Genomic DNA, 26,253 nt, shown 5'->3' with positions numbered 1-26,253 from the left:
CGAGATCGGATAAGGACAACAAGATGTCGATCTACCTGAACAAGGATTCCAAGGTCATCGTCCAGGGCATTACGGGCGGCGAAGGCACCAAGCACACCGCACTGATGCTCAAGGCGGGAACCAACATCGTCGGCGGCGTGAATGCCCGCAAGGCGGGAACCACGGTGACGCACGACAAGCCCGGTGAGGGCGAGGTCGAGCTGCCCGTTTACGGCTCGGTCCGCGAGGCGATGCAGGAATCGGGCGCCGATGTGTCGGTTGCTTTCGTTCCGCCGAAGTTCGCCAAGGACGCCATGATCGAGGCAATTGATGCCGGGATTCCGCTGCTCGTCGTGATCACCGAGGGCATCCCCGTCGGTGACAGCGCGGCTGCGTGGGCATACGCGAAGCAGAAGGGCAACAAGACCCGCATCATCGGTCCGAACTGCCCCGGAATCATCACACCCGGTGAGGCCCTGGCCGGTATTACCCCCGCGAACATCACGGGCTCCGGCCCCATCGGTCTGGTGTCGAAGTCGGGAACGCTGACGTACCAGATGATGTTCGAGCTGAAGGACTTCGGCTTCTCGACGGCGATTGGTATCGGCGGAGACCCCATCATCGGCACGACGCACATCGATGCGCTCGAGGCGTTCGAGAACGACCCCGACACGAAGGCGATCGTGATGATCGGTGAGATCGGTGGCGACGCTGAGGAGCGCGCGGCCGATTACATCAAGGCACACGTGACCAAGCCGGTCGTCGGCTACGTCGCCGGGTTCACCGCCCCCGAGGGCAAGACGATGGGCCACGCAGGCGCGATCGTCTCGGGCTCGGCCGGAACCGCTGCTGCGAAGAAGGAAGCCCTCGAGGCCGCCGGTGTGAAGGTGGGCAAGACGCCCAGCGAGACCGCTCAGCTCATGCGCGAGATCATGCAGAGCCTGTAAACACGCTCTGACGGCGAGGGCGCCCGGCCATCTGGTCGGGCGCCCTCGCTGTGTACGCGGCGGTTGCCTGTGCCTCTTGCCCCTGTGTGCACGGCTGGCGCGCGCCGTTCGCGATCACACAGCCCGGCGCGGGTATCGTCAAAGCGCTATGCAACGGGTACTTATCGCGGGTCTTGCCGCTGTCGATGCGCTGATCGCGGCGGCCGCTGGCATCGCCGTCGTGCTCGCGCCGCTGACGCTGCTGTGGATCACGTCGTTTTCCGACGCGGGCGCCTGGGGCGCTCTCTGGCCCACAACGGCGCGCATATGGCAGCTGGGGAACCTCGTCCCCCTGCACGTCTCCTTCGACGAGATCACTGCTGCGTCCCTCGGCGTCGCTGACGGCGGGAGTAGCTTTGCCGTCACACTGGCGCCGCTGGCCTTCGCGGCGTTCGCGTTGCTCTTCGCGGCGCGTTCCGGACGTCGCGCCGTTGAGGCCGGAGGAACCCTGGTGGGGGTGGTCTCGGGCATCGCAGCAATGGCGATGATCGCGTCCGTCGTACAGCTGAGCAGCGATAACGCCATCGTCGATGCGACGACGTGGCAGGCGATCCTCTTTCCCGTTTCGATTTACGCCACGGGCATGGTGGGCGGTGCGATTGTCGCGGCGTGGAGCGCAGGGGACGGGGGAGTGATCGACCTCATCCATGATCGTCTGGACGCCTTCGGGCCCGCTTGGCGTGAGGTGCCCGCGCTCGTTGTGCGGGGCGCGGCGACAGTGATCGTCGGCATGATTGGTGTTGCCGGCGTCGGGTTTGCCGCTCTCGTTGCTTTCCGCGGGAGCGAGATGATCGCGCTGTACGAACGAGCCGGCGTCGATGTCGTCGGTGCAACGGGTCTGACCCTGGGGCAAGCAGCGTATGTGCCGACGTTCCTCAGCTGGGTGTTGTCGTGGGTCGCCGGTCCCGGCTTTGCTTTTGGCTCAGGAACGGCTGTTTCGCCCGCCGGGACCTCCCTGGGTGTTGTTCCGGGTATTCCCGTGTTCGGCCTCGTTCCGGACAGCGGTTCGCAGTGGTGGCTCTTGATCGTGCTGGTGCCGATCGCGCTGGGCGCGTTGGCCGGGTGGATCGCTCGTCGGTCGTACTCCGATGATTGGGCGCACGATGGCGAGGGGCGCGAGCGCTACGCGCCGCGCATCGTCATCACCGTCGGAATCGCCGTCGTTGCTGGTGCCGCGGCTGCCCTGATCGCCGCCGTCTCGCGTGGGGCCATCGGTCCGGGGCGGATGGAGCACATCGGTCCTGACCCCGGGGCCCTCGCGCTTGCGCTGGGGCTTGAGGTCGTTCTCGGCGCGGCAATTCTCCTCCTCACCCCCATGAAGCGGGCCACGAGCGATGATGATGGGGAGCCGCTCACCCGCGGGAAACGCGGCTCGGAACCCCGACTAGACTGAGCGGGTGCTGAACGTCGTTGTGCTCATCTCCGGGACCGGATCAAACATGCGGGCTCTCCTGGAGGCCGCAGCCGACGACACCTACCCGGCACGTGTTGTTGCCGTCGGAGCAGATCGTGCCGCGTCCGGTCTCTCTCACGCCGACGATTTCGGAATTCCCCGCTTCACGGTGCCGTTTCGCGACTATGGCAGCCGCGAGGAGTGGGGAATCGCCCTGGCCGACCAGCTTCGTCAGGCGCAGCCCGATCTTGTCGTGCTCAGCGGGCTGATGCGCCTTCTGCCCGACGCCGTTGTCAACGAGTTCGCTCCGCGCATCATCAACACCCATCCCGCGTATCTGCCCGAGTTTCCCGGCGCACACGGCGTACGAGACGCCATCGCGGCCGGCGTCACACAAACGGGCGCGAGCGTGATCCAGGTCGATGGCGGTATCGACACGGGTCCAATCCTTGCCCAGGAACGCGTTGCGGTTCTGGCCGGCGACACCGAAGATTCCCTGCATGCGCGCATCAAACCCGTTGAGCGCCGCCTCCTGATCGACATCGTTCGCCGTATTGCGGTGGGCGAGATCGATCTATCCTCCCGATAATCCCACTCGCTTCTTTCTCACCCCGCACCAAGGAGAGTTCTCATGGCCGGTCCGAGCCACGACCCATCGCTCTATCGCCACCGCGACGTTGTGCCGATTCGTCGCGCGCTCGTTTCCGTCAGTGACAAGACCGATCTGCTCCCGCTGGCCGAGGCACTCTCCTCGGCCGGCATTGAGATCGTTTCGACCGGTTCGACGGCAGCGACGATCCGCGAGGCGGGCCACGAGGTTACCGATGTCGCCGAGATCACGGGGTTCCCCGAGATGCTCGATGGCCGCGTCAAAACGCTGCACCCGAAGGTGCACGGTGGCCTTCTCGCCGACCTGCGCCTTGCGCATCACGAACAGCAGCTGGGCGAGCTGGAGATTGCGCCGTTCGAGCTTGTTGTCGTGAACCTCTATCCGTTCGTCGAGACGGTTGCCTCTGGCGCCGAAGGCGACGCGGTTGTTGAGCAGATCGATATCGGCGGTCCGGCGATGGTTCGGGCATCAGCGAAAAACTACGCCAACGTCGCGATCGTCGTGAACCCCGCGTCGTACCCGTCGATTATTCGTGCCGTTCAGGGCGGAGGGACGTCCCTCACCGAGCGCCGTGAGCTCGCGGCGCGTGCCTTTGCGCATACGGCCTCCTATGACACGGCCGTTGCACAGTGGTTCGCGGAGGAGACGATCGAAGGCGAGACCAGCCTTCCCGATCACCTCACGATTCAGGCCGAGAAGCTCACCGACCTGCGTTACGGCGAGAACGACCACCAGCGTGCAGCGCTGTACAGCCGTGTCGGCGGACACGGAATTGCCCAGGCGGAGCTTCTGCAGGGCAAGCCGATGTCGTACAACAACTACGTTGATGCGGATGCCGCTCTGCGCGCGGCCTACGACATGGTGCTTCCTGCGGTGGCGATTATGAAGCACGCCAACCCGTGCGGCCTCGCGGTGGCCGATCCGAAGGCCCTCGACCCGATCGCCAGCGCGCACCACCGCGCGCACGAGTGCGACCCGCTGAGCGCGTTCGGCGGAGTGATCGCTGCCAACCGTACGGTCACGTTGAAGATGGCAGAAAACCTGCGCGACATCTTCACCGAGGTCATCGTTGCGCCGGACTTTGAGCCGGCCGCGCTGGAGCTGTTCGCGCTGAAGAAGAACCTGCGTCTGCTCAAACTTCCCGCCGACTGGAGCCAGGAGCGCATGGACGTGCGCCTGGTGTCTGGTGGACTGCTGCTGCAGGACGCTGACCGCTTCCCCGAGGACGACTACGAATCGGTCGCAAACGACTGGAAGCTCGTGGCGGGGGAGCAGCCGGATGTGCCTATTGCCGATCTCGTCTTCGCCTGGAAGTCCTGCCGCGCGGTGAAGTCGAACGCGATTGTTCTCGCAAAGGACTCGGCGACGGTCGGCATCGGCATGGGACAGGTGAACCGCGTCGATTCCTGCGCCCTCGCGATCGAGCGCGCAGGCGACCGGGTCGTGGGATCCATCGCGGCTTCCGATGCCTTCTTCCCATTCTCGGACGGACCTCAAGCACTGATCGATGCCGGCGTGAAGGTCATCATCCAGCCGGGTGGATCTGTTCGCGATGAGGAGACGATCGCCCTCGCGAAGAAGCATGGCGTCGCGATGTACTTCACGGGAGAGCGTCACTTCTTCCACTAAATTACATTCGGAATATTCTCGGCAGCCCTCCAGCCTTGTCATAGGCTGGAGGGCTGCCGCGCTTGTCGCGGCCCGTGAGGCGATGGCCGCCACACGCTCTGACACCCCATAGGTTTCATGTCTCAGTCGTCACCTGCCACGAAGCGTGTCCCCCTGCACAGGGCGCTCATGCGTCTTCTGCCCTACGCAAAAAACCACCTGCCCCGACTCGGCCTTGGCGCGCTCACAGCGCTGGGCGCCGCCGTGGTCGCCCTTCTCGTCCCCACCGTCCTCGAGCGCATCGTTGGCGGCCCCATCGCCTCGGGTGAAACGATCTACGTTCTCTGGGGTGCGCTCGCCGTCCTCGGTCTGGGGCTGCTCGAAGCGCTGATGGTGTGGCTGCGTCGTTGGCTCGTTCTGACGCCGTCCTCCGCCATTGAATACAACGTCCGCACCGCGTTCTACACGCGCCTGCAGCGGCTGCCGATCGAATTCCACGATCGGTGGCAGGGCGGACAGCTGCTGAGCCGAATGATGCAGGACATTGGCCTGGTACGCCGCTGGCTGGCGTTCGGCGTGATCATGCTCGTCGTCAACCTGCTCACTGTCATCATCGGCACTGTGCTGCTGTTTCAGTGGCACTGGCTGCTCGCCACCGTCTTCCTCGTTTCCGGAATCCCGGTCTTCATCCAGGCGTATCGCTTCGAGAACCGCTATGGGGCGCTCACGCGCCTCAGCCAGGACCAACAGGGCGACCTCGCGACCAGCGTCGAGGAGAGTGTTCACGGAATCCGCGTTCTGAAGGCATTCGGTCGCGGGCCGTATGCGCTGGGCCGTTTCACACGCCAGGCCGAAACGCTGCGAGCAACCGAGATGAAGAAGGCGCGATCGATCGCGGTCGTCGACTTTGTTCTCGTGATCATGCCGGAGCTGGCGTTCGCCGCATGCCTCGGTCTGGGTATCTGGCTGACCGCGGCCGGTGAGATCCAGGTTTCGCAGCTGTTCGGCTACTTCGCGATGGCGACGATTCTGCGCTGGCCGATGGAATCGATCGGCTTTCTCTTTTCGTTCACGCTGGATGCGCGCACGGCAACTGATCGAATCTTCGAGGTGTTCGACGCGGTTGACACGATCACCGATCCTGCTTCTCCCGCCACGATTGCCGAGCCGCGCGGTGCTCTCGCCTTCGAGGGCGCGAGATTCCGCTATCAGGACGCCCGTGACCGCGAGAGTGATCTTCTCGACGGAATCGATTTGTCGCTCAACCCCGGCGAGACAATGGCTCTTGTTGGGCTGACCGGCTCCGGAAAGACCACCCTCACTACCCTCCCCACGCGCTTGTACGACGTCACGGGAGGGCGCGTCACGCTCGACGGTGTCGATGTGAGAGACATGTCGATCGTTGAGTTGCGCACCCACATCGCAACAGCGTTCGAGGACGCAACGCTGTTCTCCGCGACCGTGCGAGAGAACGTGCTCCTGGGCCGTGATGATCTTGATCCCGGAAGCGAGGAGGCCGAGCGCGTTGCACGCGAGGCGCTTGACGTCGCCCAGGCCGAGTTCGTCGACGAGCTCCCGGACGGCATGGAGACAATGATCGGTGAGGAAGGCATGAGCCTGTCCGGCGGACAGCGACAGCGACTGGCCCTGGCCCGCGCCGTTGCCGCCCGTCCGCGGGTGATCGTGATGGATGATCCTTTGTCCGCTCTCGATGTGAACACGGAGGAGCGGGTGCAGACGAAGCTGCGGAAGGTTCTGGCCGGAACGACGGCGCTCATCGTCGCCCACCGGCCGTCGACCGTTGCGCTCGCCGATCGCGTGGCGCTTCTGGAAGAGGGACGCATCGTCGCCGTCGGAACCCACAGTGAGCTGATGGCCTCGTCGCCCAATTACCGCTCCGTGTTGTCGAGCTTCGAAAAGGACGAGCGCGACGCCGAGGCGATTCGCCGCGACCCCAACCCGACGGCCGAGCTCGACGTTATCGCTGCTCGCGATCTTTCTGAGGACAACGAGGGGGAGACCCGATGAGCTCGACCGTTCAGGGCGTTGCGGGAGAGGACCGCGACGACTACACCCGCGGCGAGAGTCGCGAGATTCGCGCACGTTCGCTCCGCCTGCTGATCTCGCTACTGGCTCCGACGAAGTGGCGCGTCGTTCTTGTCGCGGCCGTTGTCGTCGCCCAGACGGCGATTCGCGTTGTCGGACCGGCTTTGCTCGGAATCGGGTTGAACACGGCTCTGCCCGCTGTGATCTCCGGCGCCGACTGGGGACCCACATGGTTCGTCGTCGGGGCGTATGCGGTGACGGCGGTTCTCGGCGCCAGCCTGCTCGCGTGGTACGACATTCTCGCCGCGCGCCTGACGCAGAACGTTCTGCTGGATTTGCGTCGCCGCGTGTTCCGGCACACACAGCGTCTGAGCCTCGAGTTCCATGAGTCCTATACGTCCGGCCGCATCATCTCGCGGCAGACGAGTGACCTCGAGACGATTCGTGAGTTGCTCAACGGCGGCCTGACCCAGTTGGTTAACGGCGTGCTCTACGGGGTTTTCACGCTGATCGCGCTGATGATCATCGACTGGCAGTCGGGCGTTATCGTGCTCATCGCGTGTGTTCCCCTCGCCTTCTTGATGCGCTGGTTCTACCGCAGGTCGCAGCTCGCGTATCGCCAGACGCGGGTGCACAGCGCCCGTGTGATCGTGAAGTTCGTTGAGACGATGACGGGCATTCGGGCAGGTAAGGCATTCCGCACGGAGCCGCGCAACGATGTCGAGTTCGGGCACCTTGCCGGTGAGTATCGCGACGCGAACATTCGGGTGATTCGGCTGTTCGGAACGTTCGAGCCGGGCCTGATGGCCATCGCGGCATTCTCGATCGGTGCCGTGGTGTTCTGGGGCGGTGCGCGCATCACCTGGGGTGAGTTCACGGTCGGCGCGCTTCTGGCCTCCGTTTTGTACGTGCGCAACTTCTTCACACCGCTCCAGGAAGTGGCGATGTTCATCAACTCGTTCCAGGCGGCGTCAGCGGCGCTCGAGAAGGTCTCCGGCGTGCTGGAAGAGGAACCGTCGGTTCCCGACCCCGAGCGCCCCGTATCGCTGCACGGTGCCACGGGCCACCTCCTGTTCGACAACGTCACGTTCGGCTACGGAAACGGGCGCACGATTCTGCCCGAGTTCACGCTGGACATCTCGGACGGACAGACGGTGGCCGTTGTGGGAACAACGGGGGCGGGAAAGTCGACGCTGGCGAAGCTCGTGTCGCGCTTCTACGATCCCAGCTCGGGCCGCGTCACTCTCGATGGGGTAGACCTGCGCGATCTCGCACCGGAGGACCTTCGCCGCGCGATCGTCATGGTCACACAGGAGGCGTATCTGTTCAGCGGAACCGTCGCGGACAACATTGCGCTGGGTAAGCCCGACGCGACGATGGAGGAGATTGTCGCGGCAGCGAAGGCCGTCGGCGCGCACACGTTCATCGAGCAGTTGCCAGATGGTTACGCCACCGACGTCAACAAACGTGGTGGCCGCGTGTCGGCCGGGCAGCGGCAGCTGGTGTCGTTTGCGCGGGCGTTCCTTGCCGACCCTGCCGTTCTCATCCTCGATGAGGCAACGGCTTCGCTCGACATCCCGTCGGAGCGGATGATCCAGGATGCGCTACAAACGCTTCTGGCCGATCGTACGGCGATTATCATCGCGCACCGGCTGTCAACGGTGGAGATCGCCGATCGTGTGATCGTTATGGAACACGGTCGCGTGATCGAGGATGGTACGCCCGAGCAGCTCATTTCGGGCACGGGAACCTTCTCGAAACTGCACCGTGCCTGGCGGGAGTCACTCGTCTAAGCGCATCGGCCCGGCACCTGTTCAGGTGCCGGGCCGATGTCGACGTGGAGACTGGCGGCGAAGCAACGTTCGGGGGAGGGAGAAAAGCGCAACTCCGCCGCCAGGTGCGCCGTTTCAGAATCTGAATTCGGCGACGACCTCACCGTACTCGGTCTCATCCACCGGAATGAAACCGACACGTCGGAAGAAGGCCTCGGGTCCGCTCTCGCCGGCCTCGTAGACAACGGTCAGACGCTCGAAACCGCGCTGCTTCGCCTCGGCGAGAACGGCATCGACCGCGAACCGTCCTGCACCGCGGCCCTGGGCAGCAGCGTCGACGTTGATGCGCCACAGAGCAGCGCGCAGATAATCGGTGGACTCGTCCGGATCGAAGTACGCACGGATAAACGCGACAACCTCATCGCCGTCCAGAATGACGCGTTGCCACGTCTTCTGCGGATCAGCAACGACCATCGCGACGGAGTACGTCGTCGGCGCGATGAACTCTTCCTGCCCCGGCTTGAGCGTGAGGCTGTTGGCCGCAACGATCGTGGCAGCTGACAGGTCTTCTACGTGGAGCTCGCTCATACGCTCAGGGTAGGGCACGAGCGGGGCCCGTGGGAAACGGTCGTGTTACGAGATCACCGAGACCGGGGTGCCCTGCTGCAGGAAGTAGTACGTCCACTCGGAGTCGCTGACAGTCAAGTTCACGCAGCCGTGGCTCATCGCGGCGCCGGGTCCGAAGTTGTTGTGCCAGTAGGTGCCATGGAAGGCCTGGTCACCGTTGAAGTACGACACGTAGGGGACGTTCGGGGTGCAGTAGGCGAACGGCCGGTCGTCTTCGACGTACTCGCCGTTGGCATCGCATGAACCGAGGTTCTGCATGGGCGTCTGCCAACCGATGGTGAACTCACCGGTGATGGTCTCGAAGCCGGGCTTGCCGACCGCGTGCGGCATCGACTTCACCAGCTGTTCTTCTCCTCCGTTGACGGTCTCGTAGAAGTACGAGCGGCCATCGCTGATGGAGACCACGGCGCGGCGGAACCGCTCGACCGTCTCGTATTCGACGCGCGAACCGGCGAGGGCAATGTCCGTGCCGTCCAGGGACGTCAGCTGCTCGGTAACCTTCTGGCTGATGCCGTCAACATCGTCCAACTGGAAGCCGTCGCGCCCCTCGGTGATCGTGTGGAGGTGGTCGCCGGCGGCGTTTGTGACGACCTCGGCGTCGACTGGCTCCTGCTCGACCAAGTCGGGCAGTTTTGCGACGTAAGCCTGGATCGCGGAGGTGTCGGGCGAAACATCGACGGTTCCGTTATCGGTGACCGAGACATCGAACCACTCGGCCACGACATTCGCGGATGCCTCATCGACGATGGCGCCATCGATCGAGAAGTCGACTCCGGCGAGGAGCGCGTTGATGTCGTCTGCCGCGGCCTGAGCGTCATCCGTGGTCAACGCTGCGCGGGTTTCGACGATGTCCGCCGTGACGGAAATGCCACCAGAAGCGGCGAGAATCTGCGCGCCCGATGCAAGCGACTGCGCCTGGTCACTGGTCAGCGCACTTTCAATCCGGGACGCCAGAGCCGAGGTGTCGATTCCGCGGCCGGGCTCATCAGCCACCACCTCATAGCGGCCATCGTTCAGCACGATGTCTGCGTTCACGGGGGCGATGTAGGCGTCAGTGAGTTGATCGCGCAGGGCTGCGTCCGCGGCATCCTGGTCGATCGACAGAGACGAGCCGAGGTCACCGGAGTTCCAGGCGCCGAGCTGCCAGGCCTTGTGCGTATCGAATGCGCTCTCCACGGCCGCGTCGACATCGGTGGACAGGCCCAGATCGCGTCCTGTGACCATCGCCGTGTGGCCGTCAACGGTGACGGTGATGTCGAGGTCCGCCAGGTGCGTGCTGATGGCGGACTTCGCGGCGTCCGGAGTGTGCAACGCCACCGAGGCGCCGAGGACCTGGACACCGGGGGCGAACACCGCGGTCGACGCCACGGCGATGGCGATACCGGCGGCCACAAGAACTCCGGCGGGAATCCCGACGCCGAGCCACAGCCCCTTACGAGACTTTTTCTTCTCGGTCGGTGCCCACTGCACGGGTGGCTGCTCGGCGGCGTCGGCACCGTTCTCGGCGCCGTCAGCCGGCGTCGGTTTCGTTGCGAGGTCGGTCATCGGAAATCTCCCCAGATCAGCGCTGATTCAGCGCGCAGTTCTCGTCATGATATTCCGGAGAAATGGCCTGCGCGTGGGAAATCGGTCACGAACTGCGAACGATCCGCTGAGTGCTACCGCAGGGAGCGCATTCCGACCGCGAGGCCAACCGCGACACAGAAGACACCCACGGCAATGCCCTCCCAGGCGAAGCCCAGCGCCCACAGCGATGCCGTTGCGCTGGCGAAGATCAGCAGCTCGACGACGATGCGAATCGCGGAGGGCACTCGGATAACGGCCTTCGGCGAGACGAACAGCGTCCACAACACGATCACCAGCAGGGGCGCGGCGATGCCCGTGGCGATGTTCCATGGAACCGGCCACGCGAGAATGCCCCACGCCGTGATCGCGGCGAGCGCCACGATCTCGGACAGCAAGCGCAACACATCGAGCACCGTGATGCGCTGGCGGCTGGCTCCGGGCGTTGCTGTTGCGTCGGTCATCCTGCAATTTTACGAAGCTGGCGCCTGGGGGCGACATCCACGTGAACGACAAGGAAGGAAACCGTGCGCTGACGGCGGCGCGCCCATAGGGTGGAAGGGTCCCGCCTACGCGTCACCGCGACGCGGCTCGGTGGGCGTCTGAGGGGAGATCCAGAAACATGGGAACATTCTTCGCCGCCGTCGGTGGAGTCGGGATCATTATCGGTCTTGTGATCCTGCTGGCCATTGCCGCGGTGATCGGGCTGATCGTCGTGCTGCTGATGCGTGCGTGGTACAAGGTCGCCCGCGCTGACGAAGCGCTTGTGATCGTTGGACGCCGAGGGAAGGGAAAGAACAAGAGCGTCGACTCCGCTCTGACCGTGGTCCGTGGTGGCGGAGCAATCGTCAACCCGATTACGCAGCGTGCTGAGACGCTGTCGCTTCGCGCTCGCCAGATCATGGTGCAGCCGACTGCACAGTCGATTCAGGGCGTCACCGTCGACGTGACGGGCGTTGCGCTCGTGAAGGTCGGTTCTGACCGTGAGGCCATCGCCCGTGCTGCGGAGCGTTTCGTCTCGCAGGATAAGGCCATCGAGGTCTTCACCACCGAGCAGCTTGAGGGTGCGCTGCGTGGCGTTGTGGCCACGCTGTCCGTTGAGCAGCTGATGCGCGATCGGCAGGAGCTCTCTGACCAGATCGCCACGCTGATCAAGAGCGACCTCGATGAGCAGGGTCTGGTGCTGGACAGCTTCCAGATCCAGGGCATCACCGATATGAACGGCTATGTGCACGCACTCGGTGCCGAAGAAGTCTCGAAGGTGAAGCGCCAGGCTGAGATCGCGCGCATCGACGCGGAACGTCAGATCAAGGCGCGTGAGATTTCGACCAGCGAAGAGACGCTGATCGAACAGACCGCGTACGACAAGAACCAGGCTTCGGCCGCCGCCGATGTCGGTGAGGCTCGTGCTGAGGCCGAGCAGGCCGAAGCTCTCGCCCGCGCTCGTGCCGAGCAGGGCGTCCTCATGCAGCAGGCGGATAACCGTCAGGCTCAGCTGGATGCCGACGTTAAGCGCGTTGCTGACGCTTCTCAGTACGAGGAGCAGAAGAAGGCCGACGCCCGTGCGTATGCGCAGGTCAAAGACGCAGAAGCACGCGCCGATGTGCAGCGCCGTGAGGCCGATATCTACCAGTACGAGCAGCAGAAGCGAGCGGATGCCGAGGCCTACTCGCGCATCAAGGAAGCCGAAGCAGACGCTCAGCGCGCCGAGCGCGAGGCGGAAGCAACGCGCCTCAAGGCCCAGGCTGACGCCGACGCTGAACGCGCTCGCGCGCAGGCAGCCGCTGAGGCCGTGCGTCTCGCCGGTGAGGCGAAGGCTGCGGCGATCGAGGCCGAGGCAGAGGCGCTGAAGAAGAACCAGGACGCGATCCTCGCGCAGCGCTCGCTCGACGTTCTCGTTCCGATGATGACGGAGTTTGCCAAGGGCTACGCCAACGTCGGAAACGTCACGGTGCTCTCTGGCTCCGGTTCTGGAGAAGGCGGAGCATCGACGCACATGGCCGGAGAAGCAGCCATGGGAATGCGTGCGATGTTTGATACGGTTCGCGAGGCAACGGGCGTGGACTTGTCGTCGGTTCTGCAGGGTGCGGCTGTTGGCCGCGGCATTGCGAGCGGACAGGCTCAGGCTGCCCCCGAGTCCCAGGCTCCTGCACGGAAGAAGTTCGCTCCCTCGGAGGAGAAGTCCGTTCCCTCGGAGGACTGAGCAGCGGGGGCTCCGCCTCTGTCCGCAGGACATGAGCCGTCGGGTGGATCGAATCTCACGATGGGATCCACCCGACGGTAGTTTTATGCGCAAAAGCGCGTCACGATCCGTGGGACTCGCCTTCCCGCCGGATATGGCGCCGGGTCCTCTCGCGCCGCGTAGGTTGGAACAGCACCAATCAACGACGAACAGGGAGTGCCCATGCAGCAGCGACACCTCGGATCCACGGGCCGTGACGTTTCAGTGGTTGGCCTCGGAACGTGGCAGCTGGGCGCCGATTGGGGTGACGTTTCGGAACGCGATGCGTTCGCCGTTCTGGACGCGGCCGCTGAGGAGGGCGTGACCTTCTTCGACACGGCCGACGTCTACGGCGATGGGTTGAGCGAGCGGCGGATCGCCGCGTGGCGGGCGCAGAACCCCTCCTGGGACGGTGTTGTTGCGACAAAGATGATTCGACGTGCTCCTGAGCCCACGCTCGCTCACGCGACGCTGGAGAACTTCCGGGCCTGGACGGATCGTTCTCGTGAAAACCTCGCGGTCGACACTCTCGACCTCGTGCAGCTGCACTGCCCGTCGGACGATGTGTTCTCCTCCGACGAGGTCTTCTCCGCCCTCGACACCCTTGTCGATGACGGCGCGATTGCTGCGTACGGCGTCAGCGTGGAAACGGTCGAGCAGGCTCTGTCCGCGATCGCTCGTCCCGGTGTCGCATCCGTGCAGATCATTCTCAACGCCTTCCGGCAGAAGCCCCTTGAGAGTGTTCTCCCCGCGGCGCGCGAGGCCGGCACCGGGATCATCGTTCGCGTTCCGCTCGCGAGCGGGCTGTTGTCTGGCCGCTACACGCGGGAGACAACCTTTGCGTCGAACGACCACCGCACGTACAACCGCGACGGTTCGGCGTTCGACGTTGGCGAGACCTTCGCCGGGGTCGACTTTGCCACCGGCGTGGACGCGGCCGCCGAGTTTTCTGAGCTGGCCCGTGCAGAGAGGCTGGAGCCGGCCCGCGCCGCTTTGGCGTGGGTGATCCAGCAAAGCGGTGTGAGCACGGTGATCCCCGGTGCCAGAAACCCCGAGCAGGCGCGGGGCAATGCGGCGGCAGCCGCCGTTCCTGCACTATCCGAGACCTTCCTCGCCGGCGTTCGCGATGTGTACGACGCGCGCATTCGCGCCCAGGTACACGAGCGCTGGTGAATCGGATGACCACGATGCGTGCCGTTGTCGCAGTCGGTCAGTCATATGACGATCCGCTGGCGCACCTCGTTCTCGATCGTTCTTACCCTCGGCCGGAGCCGCGCGCGGGATGGACACGTGTGTTCGTGAAGGCGGCATCGCTGAACCCGCATGATCTCTGGACGCTCCGCGGGGTCGGACACCCCGCGGAGCGTCTGCCCATCGTTCTGGGGTGCGACGCAGCCGGGGTCACGGAGGACGGGCGCGAGGTCGTTGTTCATCCCGTGCTGGGAGAGCCGCGCCGCGGCGGAGGTGACGAGACGTTCGACCCCCGTCGGTCGATTCTGAGCGAGGCGTTCGACGGCGGCTTGGCAGAAGAATTGCTCGTACCGGACCACATGCTTGTCGACAAGCCCTCGTCGCTGACGTTTTCGCAGGCGGCAAGCTTGGGAATCGCGTGGGGCACCGCCTTCCGCATGTTGTTCACGCGGGCCGGTGTGAAGCCGGGCGATCGTGTTCTCGTGCAGGGCGCCTCCGGCGGCGTCGCCAGTGCGTCGATTGCCATGGCGCGCGCGGCGGGCGCGATTGTCACGGCGACGGCGCGCAGCGAGGAGAAGATGCGCTTCGCCGAGTCGATCGGCGCGCATACTGCCGTTGCCCACGGCGAGCGGCTGGCGGAGAAGGTCGACGTCGTCATCGATTCCGTTGGCGAGGCCACGTGGCGGCACTCCTTGCGCGCTGTTCGGCCGGGTGGGGTGATTGCGACGTGCGGTGCGACCAGCGGCGCGATGCCGGCCGCCGAACTGCAGCGTGTGTTCTACCAGCAGCTCAGCATCGTCGGATCAACGGGATGCACAGGCGGAGAGTTCGAAGCGATGCTGCGGCTCGTGGAATCCGCGGGGCTGAGCCCCGCGCACGAGGTGATCGCGTTCGACGAGATCCGTGAGGGCTTCGCGCGCCTCGATTCCGGTGAGGTCCGCGGCAAGATCGTTGTCGACATGGCGTAGGAGACGCCGCGCGCCACGCGAGGCCGTCCGACGCGACGCGCCGATTCGGTTCTCAGGAGCCCACTGGGTAAGATAGTCCGAGGCCCGTTTGCGGGCCAAGGAGGATTCGCCTAGCGGCCTATGGCGCACGCTTGGAACGCGTGTTGGGTGCAAGCCCTCGGGGGTTCAAATCCCCCATCCTCCGCCATTGTGCGAGACCCCTCGATCCCTGTTTTTATGCAGGGTCGAGGGGTCTTTGCGTTTCCTGTGCCGTGACATCGCGGGTTACCGGCCAGAAAGAGTGGATGGGTCTGGCGTGTCACCCGCGTCCCGCCCACCCTGCTCGGGTCCAGAGCCCCTCGCCCGCGTCGAGCCCGGTGTCATAGAGCGCCGGTCCGATCGGTTCCTCGACCGGTGCCGGAGCGGTGACGGGTTCGATCGGCTTGGCGAGGTCGAGAGCGTGTTCGAGCGGGAGCTCGTGCAGGGTGAGGAACCACTCGACCGCGCGGCGGCGGTGTTCCTCGCTCATCCCGCGGTGTCGACGCAACAGATCGCGGATCTGTGCGTTCAGTCCCTCGAGCGGACTGGTGGTGCGCGGGTTGCCGTAGGTGATGTGGGTGAAGATGAGGTTCTTCCGAACGACCAGGCGGACCAGCAACCAGGCTTTCCGGAGTCGGTCATGGGTGAATCCGAACTGGCCGTTGCGGAACAGGGTCCGTTCGGTGGTGAGGTGACCGAATGACTGCCACCACTGCTCCAGGAGCAGCTGCCACTGGATCGCGGCGTCCGCGTCGCGGACGGAACTGAGGTCCATCACCAGGCGCCGTAGCGCGCGCCCTGCCGGGGTTCTGGGGTTGCGGGTGAGGTGACGGGTGATGTTCATCTGCAGGTGGAACAGGCAGCGTTGATGCTTTGTCTCGGGCCAGGCCTGTCGCAGTGCGGACGGGAGGCCGCTGCCGCCGTCGGAGATGACGATGCCGGGCGCGGGGATCTGCTCGAACAGTGCTTTCCAGGCCGCGGTGTTCTCTCGCGCGCACCATTGCCAGGCGAGGACGTGTCCGGTGTCGCTGAGAGCGATGAGCAGGCACCAGGAGCCGATGTGGATGCCATCGACGAGGACCGCGTGATAGGTCGTCTCGACCGGGCCCAGTCGCGGGGAGATGTCCCAGCACCACGCGGTCCGGCGGCGGAACGAGCGCCCGGTGGCCGTTCCATCGATCTCGGCTTGGGTGAGTTTCCCGACGAGCCAGCAAGCGAAGGCGCGGAGCTGTTCGCGGGCGGTCACGTCGGGTCGGCGGCGCACGCTCGAGGATCCGCAGGACGGGCAACGCCAGCGTTGGGTTCCGGAGCGGTGTTTCCCGTTCTTGACCAGCTTGCTGCCGCATACCAGACAGGTCGTCGAGTTCGTCGGAAGGTCCACGAGTAAGCCTCGCAGACCATGACTGTTCTCGTTCTACCGCGCGATTACGCGGCTAGATCACGAAGTCATCCACTCCTTTTGGCCGATAACCCGACATCGCGTCAACCTAGGGTTACCGGCCGAGACGTGTGGGGTGACGCGCCCCGAACGCCCTAACGAAGGAAAAATCGCCGCGAACCGGGCTCAGAGGGGGGAAATAGTGGCGTTGGCGCCCGAATTTCCTTCGTTAGGGACGGGCCGGGCCGGGGCCGTCCAAGTGCCTGTCCGGTTGGGTAACCAGCTGGAGGTTGTCGGCAGCTCGGGTACCGTTCGCGAACGGGGGAGCCGTGGGCACCGCCCACGAGTAGGGGGGACCCACGTCGCGCACCGCCTGCGTGAGGAAGCGGTCAGCGGCGGCGGAGTGAGCGCGGGAGCATGGCATCGATCACGCCGCGCATGCCGGGGCGACGGATCCCCTTCCTGACGTCCGTGAGGGGACCGGAGAGATCTTCGAGGACCACGTGATGCGAGGCGAACGACGCGTGCTCGATCGACGTGACGAGGGCGCTCACGGCCTCCTCCGGGGCTCCGGCGGTGGTGAGGCGCTCGCCGAACGCGCGCGGGGAGTCGGTTGCTGTCACGATGACGTAAGCATCGATCGCGCTGTTCCTCAGCTCACGCCAGGCTGCGCCGATGTCACCGCGTCGTGCACGCCGAACGTGAGAAACACGAATGCCGAGCCGAACGCCTGCGGGAAGGGCGAGCAGAAGGATCGCAAGGGCGATGACGATGATGGTGCGCCACGGCACGGACCATGTCGCGGCAGTGTCGTCGTCGGCGACGGTGTCTTCCTCAGGGCCCGACGTTTCGTCCTCGTTGGATTCTGCGGGTTCGTCCTCGGCGGGAGTTTCCTCGGGCTGGGGTTGCTCTTCTTCGGGCTCCGGCTCGGCGGGTTCCGGCGCTGCTCCGTTGTCGCTATCTGTGATCTGTCCCTGCGCGTTCGCGACGCCGGGCGTCGGATCGAAAGCCGTCCACCCGATGCCGACGAGGTACACCTCCGGCCAGGCATGGAGCTGATCGCTTTCAACCGTTGTTTCGACGTTTCCGTCGATGACGCGATCCGTGACAGCTCCCGGCAGATACCCAACAGCAACACGGGTCGGAATTCCGAGGGAGCGCGCCATGATCGCGAAGGTTGATGCGAAGTGCACGCAGTAGCCCTCGCGCACCTCTAAGAATGCCTCCATTGCGTCGACGCTGCTGCTGTCGAAGCCGCCCTCGAGAGGAGTGGACAGAGAGTACGTGAAGGCGTCGGAGCGGAACCACTGTTCGAGTGCGACGAGTGCGTCGTACGGCGAGATGCTCGCCAGCGCAGCCGCGCGGTTGCCCGCACTTCCTGTCATCACATCGGCGTCGAGGCCGATGGCCTCATACGCCGCGAGAGCGATGGGGTGATCGGGCGCGAGACCGTCGAGGGAGAGCGTGTCTTCGGACACTAGCCCGTTCGTCACCGGATCGCCGCTGGGTGACATCGCTGGCCAGGGTGACGCCTGCGCCTGTTCGAGGGTCGGTTGTGGGGATGATGCGTGAACGGAATAGACCTCGTCCCGAGAGGACAGGCCGTCTCCTCTGACGGTGCGGTTGTCGATCTGTCCCTGCCACCCTGCCGACGCCCCCGACACCGACAGAGCGTTCGCGGGAACGGGAAGGCGGGCGGCATCGAGATCGACGATCTCCACGTGCGTGATCTGGCTACTCAGCTCGACCTCACCGACCTCACCGGTGGTCGAAACGGCGCCGAATCCCTGTGCGAGCGACTCCAGGGGGCCGTCGTCGAGGTGCCAGCGTCCGCCCTCGAAGGCGGTGTGCGTTGCGAGGCGCAGATAGGGCGCCGCTCCGCCCTCGGTGCGTACCCGCATCACCTCGACGTTCGTGTTTCTCCGCAGATCGTCGCCAAGGTCGAGGGAGACATCGACGCTCGAACCGCGTGCGAAGAATGCGGGACTATCGCCGGAGACGAACGGGAGGCGCGGGGCGATCACGAAGGCGGCGATGATTGCCACGGCGGCGATGCCGGCCGTCACGGCGGTGACCCGTCGACGCGATTGTCCCGTGATTCGATGCCGGGGCATACCGCCCAGCGCGATCATCGTGACAATGGCAACCGCCAGCGGGACGGCGTGCAGAAGATGTGAGCCGCGGGGGACGGCGAGTTGCGGCAGAACGAAGATGAGGATCAGCGGCAGCGACGCCACAACGGGCACACGCGCTGTTCCCGTGAGCTGATCAACCGCGAGGGCGATGAGGCCCGTCGCCGCGATGAGCAGGAACGCCAGCGCCGGCCCGACATCGACGGGGGCGACGCTTTCGACGATCTGCGCAATACCGCCGCGGAAGACGCTCGGGAGGCCCCACGGTGAGCCGGGAAGAGGGATGAGTCCGCCGAGCACCTGGCCGGGGTAGGCGACGAAGAGCGACGCGGTCCAGACGATCATTTGGGCGCCGAGGGCGATGAGGTCGCCGTTGCGTTCGGCGAAACGGGCGAGCAGGCCGACCCCCACGATCGCCGTGACGGCGAGGACGGCCCCCGGTACCCAGGATGGGCTGAGCAGGGTGGTCAGGGGGAAGACCGCGGCAACAACACCAACGGCGACAGCGATGCTGAGGACAACGCTCGGGGGCTGTCTCCGCGGGGCCGTCTGCGCCTGATCGGCGCTCATTGTGCGCTCTCCGCACAGGCGTTCCACGCGAAACGGACGCCGTCGTTCAGGCAACCGGACGCCCAATCCGCGTTTCGTGCGCGATCGCTCACCTCTTCTGTTGCAGCGAGGAGGAGAGACGCACCTGTTGCGGATGCAACGGGAATGTCGCCGTGAGCTCCCCAGATCGCCACCGTCACGCCGACGGGCCCCGAGGCGTGAACGGAGGACGCAACGGAAGACACGGGCTCAACTGTCGCGAGAACGAGAAGCAGCTCATCGACGCTGTGCGCATCCGTTACGGTAGCGAGCGCGGCGCCGTCGCCCGTGACGACGTCGACGGCATAGCCATCGGCGACAAGGCGCGCGCAGACGGATCCGCAGGCGCTGGCCGCGGTATCGAAGATCTCCTCGGAGGGCCAGGATTCCGCCGCGAGGTCCAAGACGACGAGAGCCGTCGGAACGGTTTCTTGCTCTTCGTCGCGGACCATGAGAACGCCGTGGTGAGCCGAGGCCCGCCAGTGCACGCGTCGAACAGAGTCTCCGTGCGCAAACGGCCGCGGAATGAGATTCGCTGATCCGGGGCCTGCCTGGTCAACACTGATCGAGGAATCGCCTTCGGCTGCGGCGAGACGGTGAAACGGCGTGAGGTCCCATACGCGTGGTGTCGCTGTGACAGTGTGCGTTTCCCCGCCGGTGATAGCGCGCGTGGCAACCCGCAGCGGCGCCATTGTCGTGAGGTACAGAGGGCCGAGATCGTGAACGCCGCGGCGCAGAGGAGAGACGGCGTACGTCACCCTGAGCGCACCGTTTGCGATGCGCGGAGGTGCCGATGTGAGGGGTTCGATTCCCGTGGCGATCATGTCGTCGGCATCGTCGATCGCCCAGAGGCCGTGGCTCTTCGCGCGCACGCGTATTTCGACCTCGGCGCCGACGGGCACGATGGCGTCAGACAGCTCTCGGCTGACGTCGTGTGGCGCCCGAACGACGAACAATGACGCTCCGGCGAAAACTGCGGCCAGGACCATGACGAGCCCGAAGAAAGCCAGCTCAACGCGCGAGGTCAGCGCTCCGGCCCCCGCAAGTGTGATGCCGGCCACAACAAGTCCGACCCCGCGCCATGTTGGCACGGGCCACCGGAAAGGCGGGCGCTGCGTCACCGATCCGCCACAGGAATCGGGATCTGGGAGACGATTTGATCGATGATCCGAGGAACAGGATCGGCGGATCGGCGTCCACCGACGGCCTGGCGGGTCGGAACAAGGCGGTGGCCGAACACCGATCGGGCGAGGCCGGACACATCGTCGGGGAGAACGTGGTCACGTCCCTGAAGCGCAGCCCAGGCTTTCGCCGCGCGCACGAGTTGCAGCGTGGCGCGGGGGCTTGCGCCGAGGCGGAGGTCGGCATGCGAGCGGGTTGCCTGGGCGATGGCCACGGTGTACTGCTCGATTCGTGGTGAGACGTGAACCGAGCGGGCGAAGCCGATCAGGCGTGCGACGCCGTCGAGCGAGACGACCGGACGAATGAGTGAGAGAGGGTTGACGGAGTCGCGCTGGCGCAGCATCAGCGCTTCTGCCTGTGCATCGGGGTAGCCCATCGACATGCGAATCATGAAGCGATCGAGCTGTGCTTCGGGGAGCGCGTAGGTGCCGTCCATTTCGAGCGGGTTTTGTGTGGCCACAACGAGGAACGGGTCGGGCAGGGGATGGGTGTGGCCATCGACCGAGACCTGTCGCTCTTCCATCGCTTCGAGGAGGGCGGACTGGGTTTTGGGGGACGAACGATTGATCTCGTCGGCGATGACGATGTTCGCGAAAACGGCTCCGGGCGTGAACTCGAACTCGTGGTTGGCCTGGTCGAATACCGACACACCTGTGACATCACCGGGGAGCAGGTCCGGGGTGAACTGAATGCGTCGCGCATCGGCATCGATTGACGCGGCCAGGGCGCGCGCGAGCATCGTCTTGCCGACACCGGGGACGTCTTCGACGAGGAGATGTCCTTCTGCGAGCAAGACGACGAGCGCCGAGTGGATTGCGTGATCCTTGCCGTCGATCACCTGCCGCATGCAGTCGGCGATTCGTGCCGTCGTTTCGCGGAACTCTGCCGGCGTCATCGCACCCTGCGCGGGTGCCGTGCCAGTCATGATCTCGGGCATCGCGTTCCCCTCGAAATCCTGCGTCGTCCCGTCAGCCTAGGGCATGGCAGGTGTGCGCACTCCGCGCAGGGTCCGAGAGATCAGCCAGCGTGGGGGTGGGGTGCGGAGGCGGGACGGCGCGGAAGGAAGTCCGAGGGTTGTTCTCTGATGCGTTGGAGGGCGAGCTCGATTCCGCCGCGCACCACGACATCCCCGCCGAGGGCGCTGATAGCAAGCTCGGGAACGGGAGGGGGAAATTCCGTCGTGAGAACGTGACGTGCGCGCTCGACAACGGGGTCGAGAGCCCGCGCGATGGCACCGGCGACGACGATGCGTTCCACATCCAGCAGGCTCGAGAGAACAACAGAAACGCGCGCGAGGCGGCTCCCCAGATCGGAGATGATGCCGTGGGCGAGGGCATCGCCCGCGGCGGCAGCGTAAAACACGTCGGTAGCTTCGATGTGCTCGGTGTCGATGTCTCGGAGCACGCTGGGCTGGTCGGATTCCGTGACGGCGGCGCGCGCCCACCTGCGGGCGAGCGCGCCGATGCCATCGGACGCGTACCCGTCGTCGAAGATCGTGTCGAGGAATCGTGTTTCCCCCGCGCCACCGCGCGAACCGTGGAGGAGGCGTCCGTCAACGATGAGGCCCGTGCCGAATCGTTCGCCCGTGAGGAGCGTGGCCGTGTTGTCGGACGGGGTTGTCTGCTGAGCCTGTTCGGCGAGGGCAGCGAGGTTCGCGTCGTTTTCCACCACGACTCGACCGGAGAGACCGGCGTCGAAGCCGGCGTTCATCAGTGGCCAGAACCCGCTTCCGCCCGATGGTGAACGGCCGTCGCCGTCGACGGGAGCGGGAATTCCGACAACGGTCAGGACGAGATCGCCCGGTGCTCTTCCTGCCTTCTCCAGCGTGCGCGAGAGCATGTCGCGCGCCGTATCGACACGGCTCTGACGGCCCGCGACGGCAGAGTCGAGCGTGAGCGAATGACGGGCGAGAACACTGCCTCGTAGATCGGCCACGATCGCCGTGAAGCTGTGTTCTCCGGCGTCCAGCGCGGCGATCGTTCCCGCGTCCTCGCGCAGCCGGTACCGATGAGCGGGCCTGCCCATGCGCGTGAGCCCAGCCTCGCGACTGTCGGCGACCTTCTCCAGCCAGCCCGCGTCGACAAGGTCGGAGCAGAGGCCGATTACCGTTGCGCGCGTGAGTCCGGTTTCTTCCATGGCCGTGGCCGCGGTGAAGGCGTGCGCGCGCAGCGCGAACCGCATGAGGGCGCTCGAATTCAGCTGACGCATCAGCTGGGGTGAGCGTGCGGATCCGGAAACCATGTCCCCGACGATACTGCGCGAAATGTTGCGTCGGCCTCTTGACGGCAGGAACGAGGGGTGCGAAAGTTGCGTTGTCGAATAAAATATGGAGACTATATTTAGATCGACGATCAACTTCGGGATGCAGCCCGACGGAAGGACAATGGTGTCGAAGAATCTCACACGCGCGGCGCGCTTCGCCGCGGCGGGAACGGTGGTCGCGCTTGTCGCGCTGCCGCTCGCCGCGTGCTCAGCGGGCGACGGCGCAGAGACAGTCCGTTTCACATTCAGCAAGCGCGAGGCGATCGAGTTCATGACCGACGTCGTCGCGGACTACAACGCCTCTCAGAACGACTTCATGATGCCGTCGTTGATCATCTCGGATCCCGCGCTCCAGACACTTCCCGTGCGGCAGCACCTCTTCCAGAATCAGTTCAGCAACAGCTATAACGTCGCCTTCGCTTCCTATTTGATGGCGATGGCGCCGGCGATTGTTGCGTACCTCTTCACCCAGCCCTGGGTGATGGAGGGCGTGACACAGGGCGCCGTCAAGGGCTGACCTCCGTGGCCGCCGCGCCGCCCTGTACTTTTCACCACCCACGAAAGGACCCCTCGTTGAACACTCTCCTCGCTCCTGCCGAGGTTCTGACCGCCTCTGACGCCGAATGGTGGCGGCAGGCAGCGGTCTACCAGATCTATCCGCGTTCCTTCGCTGATGCGAATGGCGACGGAATCGGCGATCTCCGCGGCATCATCTCGCGCATCCCGTATCTGCGCGAACTCGGCGTCGATGCCGTGTGGCTGAGCCCGTTCTATACCTCGGCGCTCGCCGACGGCGGATACGACGTTGACGACTACCGCGACATCGACCCGCGTATCGGCACCCTCGACGACTTTGACGACATGGTGCGCGAGCTCCGTTCCGCAGGCATCCGGATTGTCGTTGATCTCGTGCCGAACCACTCGTCGAACCTGCATGAGTGGTTCCAGCAGGCGCTCGCCGCTCCGAAGGGATCGCCGGAGCGTGATCGATACATTTTCCGCGACGGCACGGGGAAGAACGGTGAGCTGCCGCCAGCGGACTGGACCTCGATCTTCGGAGGGCCGGCCTGGACGCGCGTCGCCGACGGGCAGTGGTACCTGCACAACTTCGCCAGCGAGCAGCCCGACTTCAACTGGAACAACCCCGAGGTGCGCGAGGACTTCCTCACCACGTTGAGGTTCTGGTCCGACCGCGGCGTCGATGGCTTCCGCGTGGACGTTGCGCACGGGCTCAGTAAGGACCTGCCGGAGATTCTCCCGTCACAGGCGGAACTGGACGCGTTGCCGAAGGACGGAACACACCCGCTGTGGGACCGCGACGAGGTTCACGAGATCTATCGGACGTGGCGGGATGTGTTCAACGAATACGACCCGCCACGCACGGCGGTCGCCGAAGCATGGGTTCCGGCCGAGCGTCGCATTCGTTACGCGAGCCAGGAAGGGCTCGGGCAGGCGTTCAACTTCGATCTGCTCGAGTGCGACTTCGACGCGGCTCAGTTCCGCGACGTTGTCACGCACAACCTCGGCCTCGTCGCAGCGAGCGGCTCATCGTCAACCTGGGTGTTCTCCAACCACGATGTGGTTCGTCATGCCACGCGCTATGGATTGCCGCCGCGGGGAGACAACACGACCGAGAAACAGGGGAGTGCGTGGCTGCTCACGGAAGGAACGACCCCGGAGCTGGACGCCGAGCTGGGCCTGCGTCGCGCGCGGGCGGCCACCCTGTTTGCTCTCGCCCTCCCCGGAAGCGCCTACCTCTATCAAGGGGAGGAGCTCGGCCTGCACGAGGTGGCCGATATCCCCGCCGAGCAGCGCCAGGACCCGTCGTTCTTCCGCAACCCCGGCGTTGACCCGGGGCGGGACGGTTGCCGAGTGCCGTTGCCCTGGGAAGCTGACGGGCCCTCGTACGGCTTCGGTGCGGGAGGCGCACACCTGCCGCAGCCGTCGTGGTTCGGGGCGTCGTCCGTTGCCGCGCAGGAGGGTGACGAAAACTCGACCCTGTCGATGTATCGACGCGCGCTGCAGCTGCGGCGCGAGCTACAGACCGCAGAGACCGTGGAATGGGACGAAGAACTGTCCCAGGGGGACGTGCTCGTGTTCTCTCGCCCGAACGGATGGACGTGCGCGACGAACTTCGGCGACGCGCCGGCGACGCTTCCGGCCGGTGAGGTGATTCTCTCCAGCGTGACCGAGCCGGCAGAGGCGGGTGTTCTCCCCGCTGCGAGCACCGTGTGGCTTCGTCGCCGCTGAGCAACGCTGTGAGGATCCCGGGGGCCGATTCGAGCCCCCGGGATCCTTCCTGTTAAACTCAATCCGGCTCTCCGCGTGACGGCACCCAGGCCAACTCCCCCAGGACGGAAACGTAGCAAGGGTAACCAGGCTCTGCCGGGTGCGCGGGGAGTCTTTTTGTGCCATCGGTCGGTCCGCTGCGACGTCCGAATTCCGCGAGTGCCGCCCCTACGGTCGTGCGAGGCTAGTGCCGTGGCGATGACATTCGACGAGCGATACCTGGCCGTCAGCGGTCTTGCGCAGCGCCTCGGCTATTCCTCCCGCCAGCTCGGACGCGTTCTCTCCTCCGAGCTTGGCGCGGGGCCGATTGCGCTGGCCCGTGCGGCGCGTGCTCATACGGCACGGATCCTGCTGGTCGAGACGGCGCTTCCGATCACCGATGTCGCCTTCGCCGCCGGGTTCTCGAGCGTGCGGCAGTTCAACGACACGGTGCGTCAGGTGTTCGGCATCACGCCGACGGCATTGCGTTCTCGGCCACGCCATGAGGCAACCGAACCGGGCCGGATCGTGCTGACGCTCCCCGTCCGCGCGCGGCGCGGAGGTACTGACGGGGCCCGCTCGACGCGTCGACGCGATTCTCGGGGCAGCCGCCGCGCTCGCCGCCGGCGATCTTGTCCTGACGGGGGCGGACGACGGCCCGTCGCAACGCGCGGCTTTGATGGCGATGCCCGGTATCGGTCCGTGGACAGCGGACTACGTGCGCATGCGCGTTCTGGGCGATCCCGATGTGCTGTTGTCCGGTGACCTTGTCCTGCGGCAGGGGGCGGCCCGTGTTGGCGCCCCGTCAGAACGCGCTGCGCTCGACACCTGGGCGGAGCGACTCGCCCCCTGGCGTTCTTATGCATCCGCGCACCTGTGGCGCGCCGCAACCCTTCCCGAAGGAGCATGACATGCCCGTATTCGCCCAGACCACCACTCCCGATGGTCCGTTCTCGCTGATCGCCGCTGACGACGGCGCCGTCCTGTCGTCAGGGTGGACCGACAGCATCGATGAACTTCAGGCGCGACTGCGGACGCCCGTCGGCGCCGCGCGGGGAACGTCCCAAGCGATCCGTGCCGTGGAGGCGTATTACGACGGCGATCACGCCCCGATCCTGCGCGTTGCCGTTCGGCAGGACGGCACAGCGCTGCAGCACCAGGGATGGGACGCTCTGCGTGAGGTCACGCCTGGCCGCCCGCTCAGCTACTCCGAGTTCGCGGCGGCGCTCGGCCGCCCGACCGCTGTGCGCGCCGCCGCTTCGATCTGCGCGCGCAATGCGGCCGCGCTCTTCGTGCCGTGTCACCGCGTGCTCAGAAGCGATGGCTCGCTCGGCGGATTCGCCTGGGGAGAGACGGTGAAACGTTCTCTTCTGTCGCGCGAAGTGCACGGGCGGCCGCGCGCCTGAGCGTGCCCTCGGAAGGTGAGAACTTCCACACTGTGTAGAAGTGAATCCGGGTAGC

At 65.5% G+C, this 26,253-nt stretch carries 21 protein-coding genes, 1 tRNA gene, 1 other RNA gene and 1 pseudogene; 16 read left to right on the top strand and 8 right to left on the bottom strand.

All coding sequences use genetic code 11. The annotated features are described in order from the left end of the window. The first annotated feature begins 23 nt into the window (after positions 1-23). From sucD to G6N81_RS05120, 6 genes are all read left to right on the top strand, one after another. Positions 24-926, top strand: a complete 903-nt coding sequence (gene sucD / locus G6N81_RS05145; RefSeq protein ID WP_165133992.1) for a succinate--CoA ligase subunit alpha — start codon at positions 24-26, stop codon at positions 924-926. A 148-nt stretch (positions 927-1,074) separates the two neighbouring features. Continuing rightward, complete coding sequence (locus G6N81_RS05140) at positions 1,075-2,358, top strand: cell division protein PerM (RefSeq protein ID WP_165133989.1); 1,284 nt, start codon at positions 1,075-1,077, stop codon at positions 2,356-2,358. Between the two features lie 4 nt (positions 2,359-2,362). Beyond that, positions 2,363-2,947 carry a phosphoribosylglycinamide formyltransferase gene (purN, locus tag G6N81_RS05135; RefSeq protein WP_165133986.1) on the top strand — a complete coding sequence of 195 codons (585 nt, stop codon included), beginning with the start codon at positions 2,363-2,365 and terminating at the stop codon, positions 2,945-2,947. Between the two features lie 42 nt (positions 2,948-2,989). Continuing rightward, the gene (purH, locus tag G6N81_RS05130; protein ID WP_165133983.1) at positions 2,990-4,597 is read left to right on the top strand and encodes a bifunctional phosphoribosylaminoimidazolecarboxamide formyltransferase/IMP cyclohydrolase; all 1,608 of its coding nucleotides are present in this window, start codon (positions 2,990-2,992) and stop codon (positions 4,595-4,597) included. 168 nt (positions 4,598-4,765) lie between these two features. Then, on the top strand, positions 4,766-6,604 hold the full coding sequence (locus G6N81_RS05125) for an ABC transporter ATP-binding protein (protein WP_378731525.1): 1,839 nt from the start codon (positions 4,766-4,768) through the stop codon (positions 6,602-6,604). Further along, positions 6,601-8,415: an ABC transporter ATP-binding protein gene (locus G6N81_RS05120; RefSeq protein ID WP_165133977.1), complete on the top strand. Its 1,815-nt coding sequence runs from the start codon at positions 6,601-6,603 to the stop codon at positions 8,413-8,415. The genes G6N81_RS05125 and G6N81_RS05120 overlap by 4 nt, the downstream gene beginning before the upstream one ends. 114 nt (positions 8,416-8,529) lie before the next feature. On the opposite strand, the gene G6N81_RS05115 is transcribed toward G6N81_RS05120, so the two are convergent. The 3 genes from G6N81_RS05115 to G6N81_RS05105 all read right to left on the bottom strand — a co-directional run bounded on the left by G6N81_RS05115 (position 8,530) and on the right by G6N81_RS05105 (position 11,048). Further along, positions 8,530-8,982: a GNAT family N-acetyltransferase gene (locus G6N81_RS05115; protein WP_165133974.1), complete on the bottom strand. Its 453-nt coding sequence runs from the start codon at positions 8,980-8,982 to the stop codon at positions 8,530-8,532. Positions 8,983-9,027: 45 nt separating this feature from the next. Further along, complete coding sequence (locus tag G6N81_RS05110) at positions 9,028-10,566, bottom strand: L,D-transpeptidase family protein (protein WP_165133971.1); 1,539 nt, start codon at positions 10,564-10,566, stop codon at positions 9,028-9,030. A 113-nt stretch (positions 10,567-10,679) separates the two neighbouring features. Continuing rightward, a complete protein-coding gene (locus tag G6N81_RS05105) occupies positions 10,680-11,048 on the bottom strand; it encodes a YrdB family protein (RefSeq protein ID WP_165133968.1) in 369 nt (122 codons plus the stop codon). Between the two features lie 158 nt (positions 11,049-11,206). Between G6N81_RS05105 and G6N81_RS05100 the strand changes: the two genes are divergently transcribed. From G6N81_RS05100 to G6N81_RS05085, 4 genes are all read left to right on the top strand, one after another. Further along, positions 11,207-12,787 carry an SPFH domain-containing protein gene (locus G6N81_RS05100; RefSeq protein WP_165133965.1) on the top strand — a complete coding sequence of 527 codons (1,581 nt, stop codon included), beginning with the start codon at positions 11,207-11,209 and terminating at the stop codon, positions 12,785-12,787. A 201-nt stretch (positions 12,788-12,988) separates the two neighbouring features. After that, positions 12,989-13,978 carry an aldo/keto reductase gene (locus tag G6N81_RS05095; RefSeq protein ID WP_165133962.1) on the top strand — a complete coding sequence of 330 codons (990 nt, stop codon included), beginning with the start codon at positions 12,989-12,991 and terminating at the stop codon, positions 13,976-13,978. Between the two features lie 5 nt (positions 13,979-13,983). Beyond that, the gene (locus G6N81_RS05090; protein ID WP_338144006.1) at positions 13,984-14,964 is read left to right on the top strand and encodes a zinc-binding dehydrogenase; all 981 of its coding nucleotides are present in this window, start codon (positions 13,984-13,986) and stop codon (positions 14,962-14,964) included. A gap of 99 nt (positions 14,965-15,063) precedes the next feature. Then, positions 15,064-15,151 (top strand) — tRNA-Ser (locus G6N81_RS05085). A 111-nt stretch (positions 15,152-15,262) separates the two neighbouring features. On the opposite strand, the gene G6N81_RS05080 is transcribed toward G6N81_RS05085, so the two are convergent. The 5 genes from G6N81_RS05080 to G6N81_RS05060 all read right to left on the bottom strand — a co-directional run bounded on the left by G6N81_RS05080 (position 15,263) and on the right by G6N81_RS05060 (position 22,503). Continuing rightward, the gene (locus G6N81_RS05080; protein WP_165131554.1) at positions 15,263-16,363 is read right to left on the bottom strand and encodes an IS1249 family transposase; all 1,101 of its coding nucleotides are present in this window, start codon (positions 16,361-16,363) and stop codon (positions 15,263-15,265) included. Positions 16,364-16,749: 386 nt separating this feature from the next. After that, positions 16,750-19,062, bottom strand: a complete 2,313-nt coding sequence (locus tag G6N81_RS05075; RefSeq protein WP_165133959.1) for a transglutaminase TgpA family protein — start codon at positions 19,060-19,062, stop codon at positions 16,750-16,752. Next, positions 19,059-20,171 (bottom strand): DUF58 domain-containing protein, encoded by a 1,113-nt coding sequence (locus tag G6N81_RS05070; RefSeq protein WP_165133956.1) that lies wholly within the window; start codon positions 20,169-20,171, stop codon positions 19,059-19,061. The genes G6N81_RS05075 and G6N81_RS05070 overlap by 4 nt, the downstream gene beginning before the upstream one ends. A gap of 26 nt (positions 20,172-20,197) precedes the next feature. Then, positions 20,198-21,187 carry an AAA family ATPase gene (locus G6N81_RS05065; protein WP_165133953.1) on the bottom strand — a complete coding sequence of 330 codons (990 nt, stop codon included), beginning with the start codon at positions 21,185-21,187 and terminating at the stop codon, positions 20,198-20,200. 92 nt (positions 21,188-21,279) lie between these two features. Further along, entirely contained in the window at positions 21,280-22,503 is a 1,224-nt protein-coding gene (locus G6N81_RS05060) for an ROK family transcriptional regulator (protein ID WP_165133950.1), read from the bottom strand. Between the two features lie 328 nt (positions 22,504-22,831). Between G6N81_RS05060 and G6N81_RS05055 the strand changes: the two are divergent. The 6 genes and pseudogenes from G6N81_RS05055 to G6N81_RS05035 form a co-directional block, all read left to right on the top strand. Further along, positions 22,832-23,041, top strand: a pseudogene (locus tag G6N81_RS05055) (carbohydrate ABC transporter permease); the annotation flags it as partial. Positions 23,042-23,097: 56 nt separating this feature from the next. After that, entirely contained in the window at positions 23,098-24,774 is a 1,677-nt protein-coding gene (locus G6N81_RS05050) for a glycoside hydrolase family 13 protein (protein ID WP_165133947.1), read from the top strand. Between the two features lie 62 nt (positions 24,775-24,836). Further along, positions 24,837-24,933, top strand: an RNA gene (ffs, locus tag G6N81_RS05045) — signal recognition particle sRNA small type. A gap of 78 nt (positions 24,934-25,011) precedes the next feature. Beyond that, positions 25,012-25,557 carry a helix-turn-helix domain-containing protein gene (locus G6N81_RS05040; RefSeq protein WP_338144011.1) on the top strand — a complete coding sequence of 182 codons (546 nt, stop codon included), beginning with the start codon at positions 25,012-25,014 and terminating at the stop codon, positions 25,555-25,557. After that, on the top strand, positions 25,472-25,702 hold the full coding sequence (locus tag G6N81_RS12875) for a DNA glycosylase family protein (RefSeq protein WP_338144013.1): 231 nt from the start codon (positions 25,472-25,474) through the stop codon (positions 25,700-25,702). The genes G6N81_RS05040 and G6N81_RS12875 overlap by 86 nt, the downstream gene beginning before the upstream one ends. 1 nt (position 25,703) lies before the next feature. Then, positions 25,704-26,198: a methylated-DNA--[protein]-cysteine S-methyltransferase gene (locus G6N81_RS05035; protein WP_165133944.1), complete on the top strand. Its 495-nt coding sequence runs from the start codon at positions 25,704-25,706 to the stop codon at positions 26,196-26,198. Positions 26,199-26,253: the final 55 nt, after the last annotated feature.

The sequence above is a fragment of the Microbacterium amylolyticum genome, assembly GCF_011046975.1.
In the GTDB taxonomy this organism is placed as follows: domain Bacteria; phylum Actinomycetota; class Actinomycetes; order Actinomycetales; family Microbacteriaceae; genus Microbacterium; species Microbacterium amylolyticum.
The sequence above is the reverse complement of the archived record's forward strand: the minus strand, read 5'-3'. Positions and strand labels throughout refer to the sequence as shown.

What these genes read in the sequence shown, in the direction of transcription:
- sucD (WP_165133992.1), top strand. Translation starts at nt 24, where the DNA reads ATGTCGATCTACCTGAACAAGGATTCCAAGGTCATCGTCCAGGGCATT.
- G6N81_RS05140 (WP_165133989.1), top strand. Translation starts at nt 1,075, where the DNA reads ATGCAACGGGTACTTATCGCGGGTCTTGCCGCTGTCGATGCGCTGATC.
- purH (WP_165133983.1), top strand. Translation starts at nt 2,990, where the DNA reads ATGGCCGGTCCGAGCCACGACCCATCGCTCTATCGCCACCGCGACGTT.
- G6N81_RS05125 (WP_378731525.1), top strand. Translation starts at nt 4,766, where the DNA reads ATGCGTCTTCTGCCCTACGCAAAAAACCACCTGCCCCGACTCGGCCTT.
- G6N81_RS05120 (WP_165133977.1), top strand. Translation starts at nt 6,601, where the DNA reads ATGAGCTCGACCGTTCAGGGCGTTGCGGGAGAGGACCGCGACGACTAC.
- G6N81_RS05115 (WP_165133974.1), bottom strand. Translation starts at nt 8,982, where the DNA reads ATGAGCGAGCTCCACGTAGAAGACCTGTCAGCTGCCACGATCGTTGCG.
- G6N81_RS05110 (WP_165133971.1), bottom strand. Translation starts at nt 10,566, where the DNA reads ATGACCGACCTCGCAACGAAACCGACGCCGGCTGACGGCGCCGAGAAC.
- G6N81_RS05105 (WP_165133968.1), bottom strand. Translation starts at nt 11,048, where the DNA reads ATGACCGACGCAACAGCAACGCCCGGAGCCAGCCGCCAGCGCATCACG.
- G6N81_RS05100 (WP_165133965.1), top strand. Translation starts at nt 11,207, where the DNA reads ATGGGAACATTCTTCGCCGCCGTCGGTGGAGTCGGGATCATTATCGGT.
- G6N81_RS05095 (WP_165133962.1), top strand. Translation starts at nt 12,989, where the DNA reads ATGCAGCAGCGACACCTCGGATCCACGGGCCGTGACGTTTCAGTGGTT.
- G6N81_RS05090 (WP_338144006.1), top strand. Translation starts at nt 13,984, where the DNA reads ATGACCACGATGCGTGCCGTTGTCGCAGTCGGTCAGTCATATGACGAT.
- G6N81_RS05075 (WP_165133959.1), bottom strand. Translation starts at nt 19,062, where the DNA reads ATGAGCGCCGATCAGGCGCAGACGGCCCCGCGGAGACAGCCCCCGAGC.
- G6N81_RS05065 (WP_165133953.1), bottom strand. Translation starts at nt 21,187, where the DNA reads ATGACTGGCACGGCACCCGCGCAGGGTGCGATGACGCCGGCAGAGTTC.
- G6N81_RS05060 (WP_165133950.1), bottom strand. Translation starts at nt 22,503, where the DNA reads ATGGTTTCCGGATCCGCACGCTCACCCCAGCTGATGCGTCAGCTGAAT.
- G6N81_RS05040 (WP_338144011.1), top strand. Translation starts at nt 25,012, where the DNA reads ATGACATTCGACGAGCGATACCTGGCCGTCAGCGGTCTTGCGCAGCGC.
- G6N81_RS12875 (WP_338144013.1), top strand. Translation starts at nt 25,472, where the DNA reads ATGGCGATGCCCGGTATCGGTCCGTGGACAGCGGACTACGTGCGCATG.
- G6N81_RS05035 (WP_165133944.1), top strand. Translation starts at nt 25,704, where the DNA reads ATGCCCGTATTCGCCCAGACCACCACTCCCGATGGTCCGTTCTCGCTG.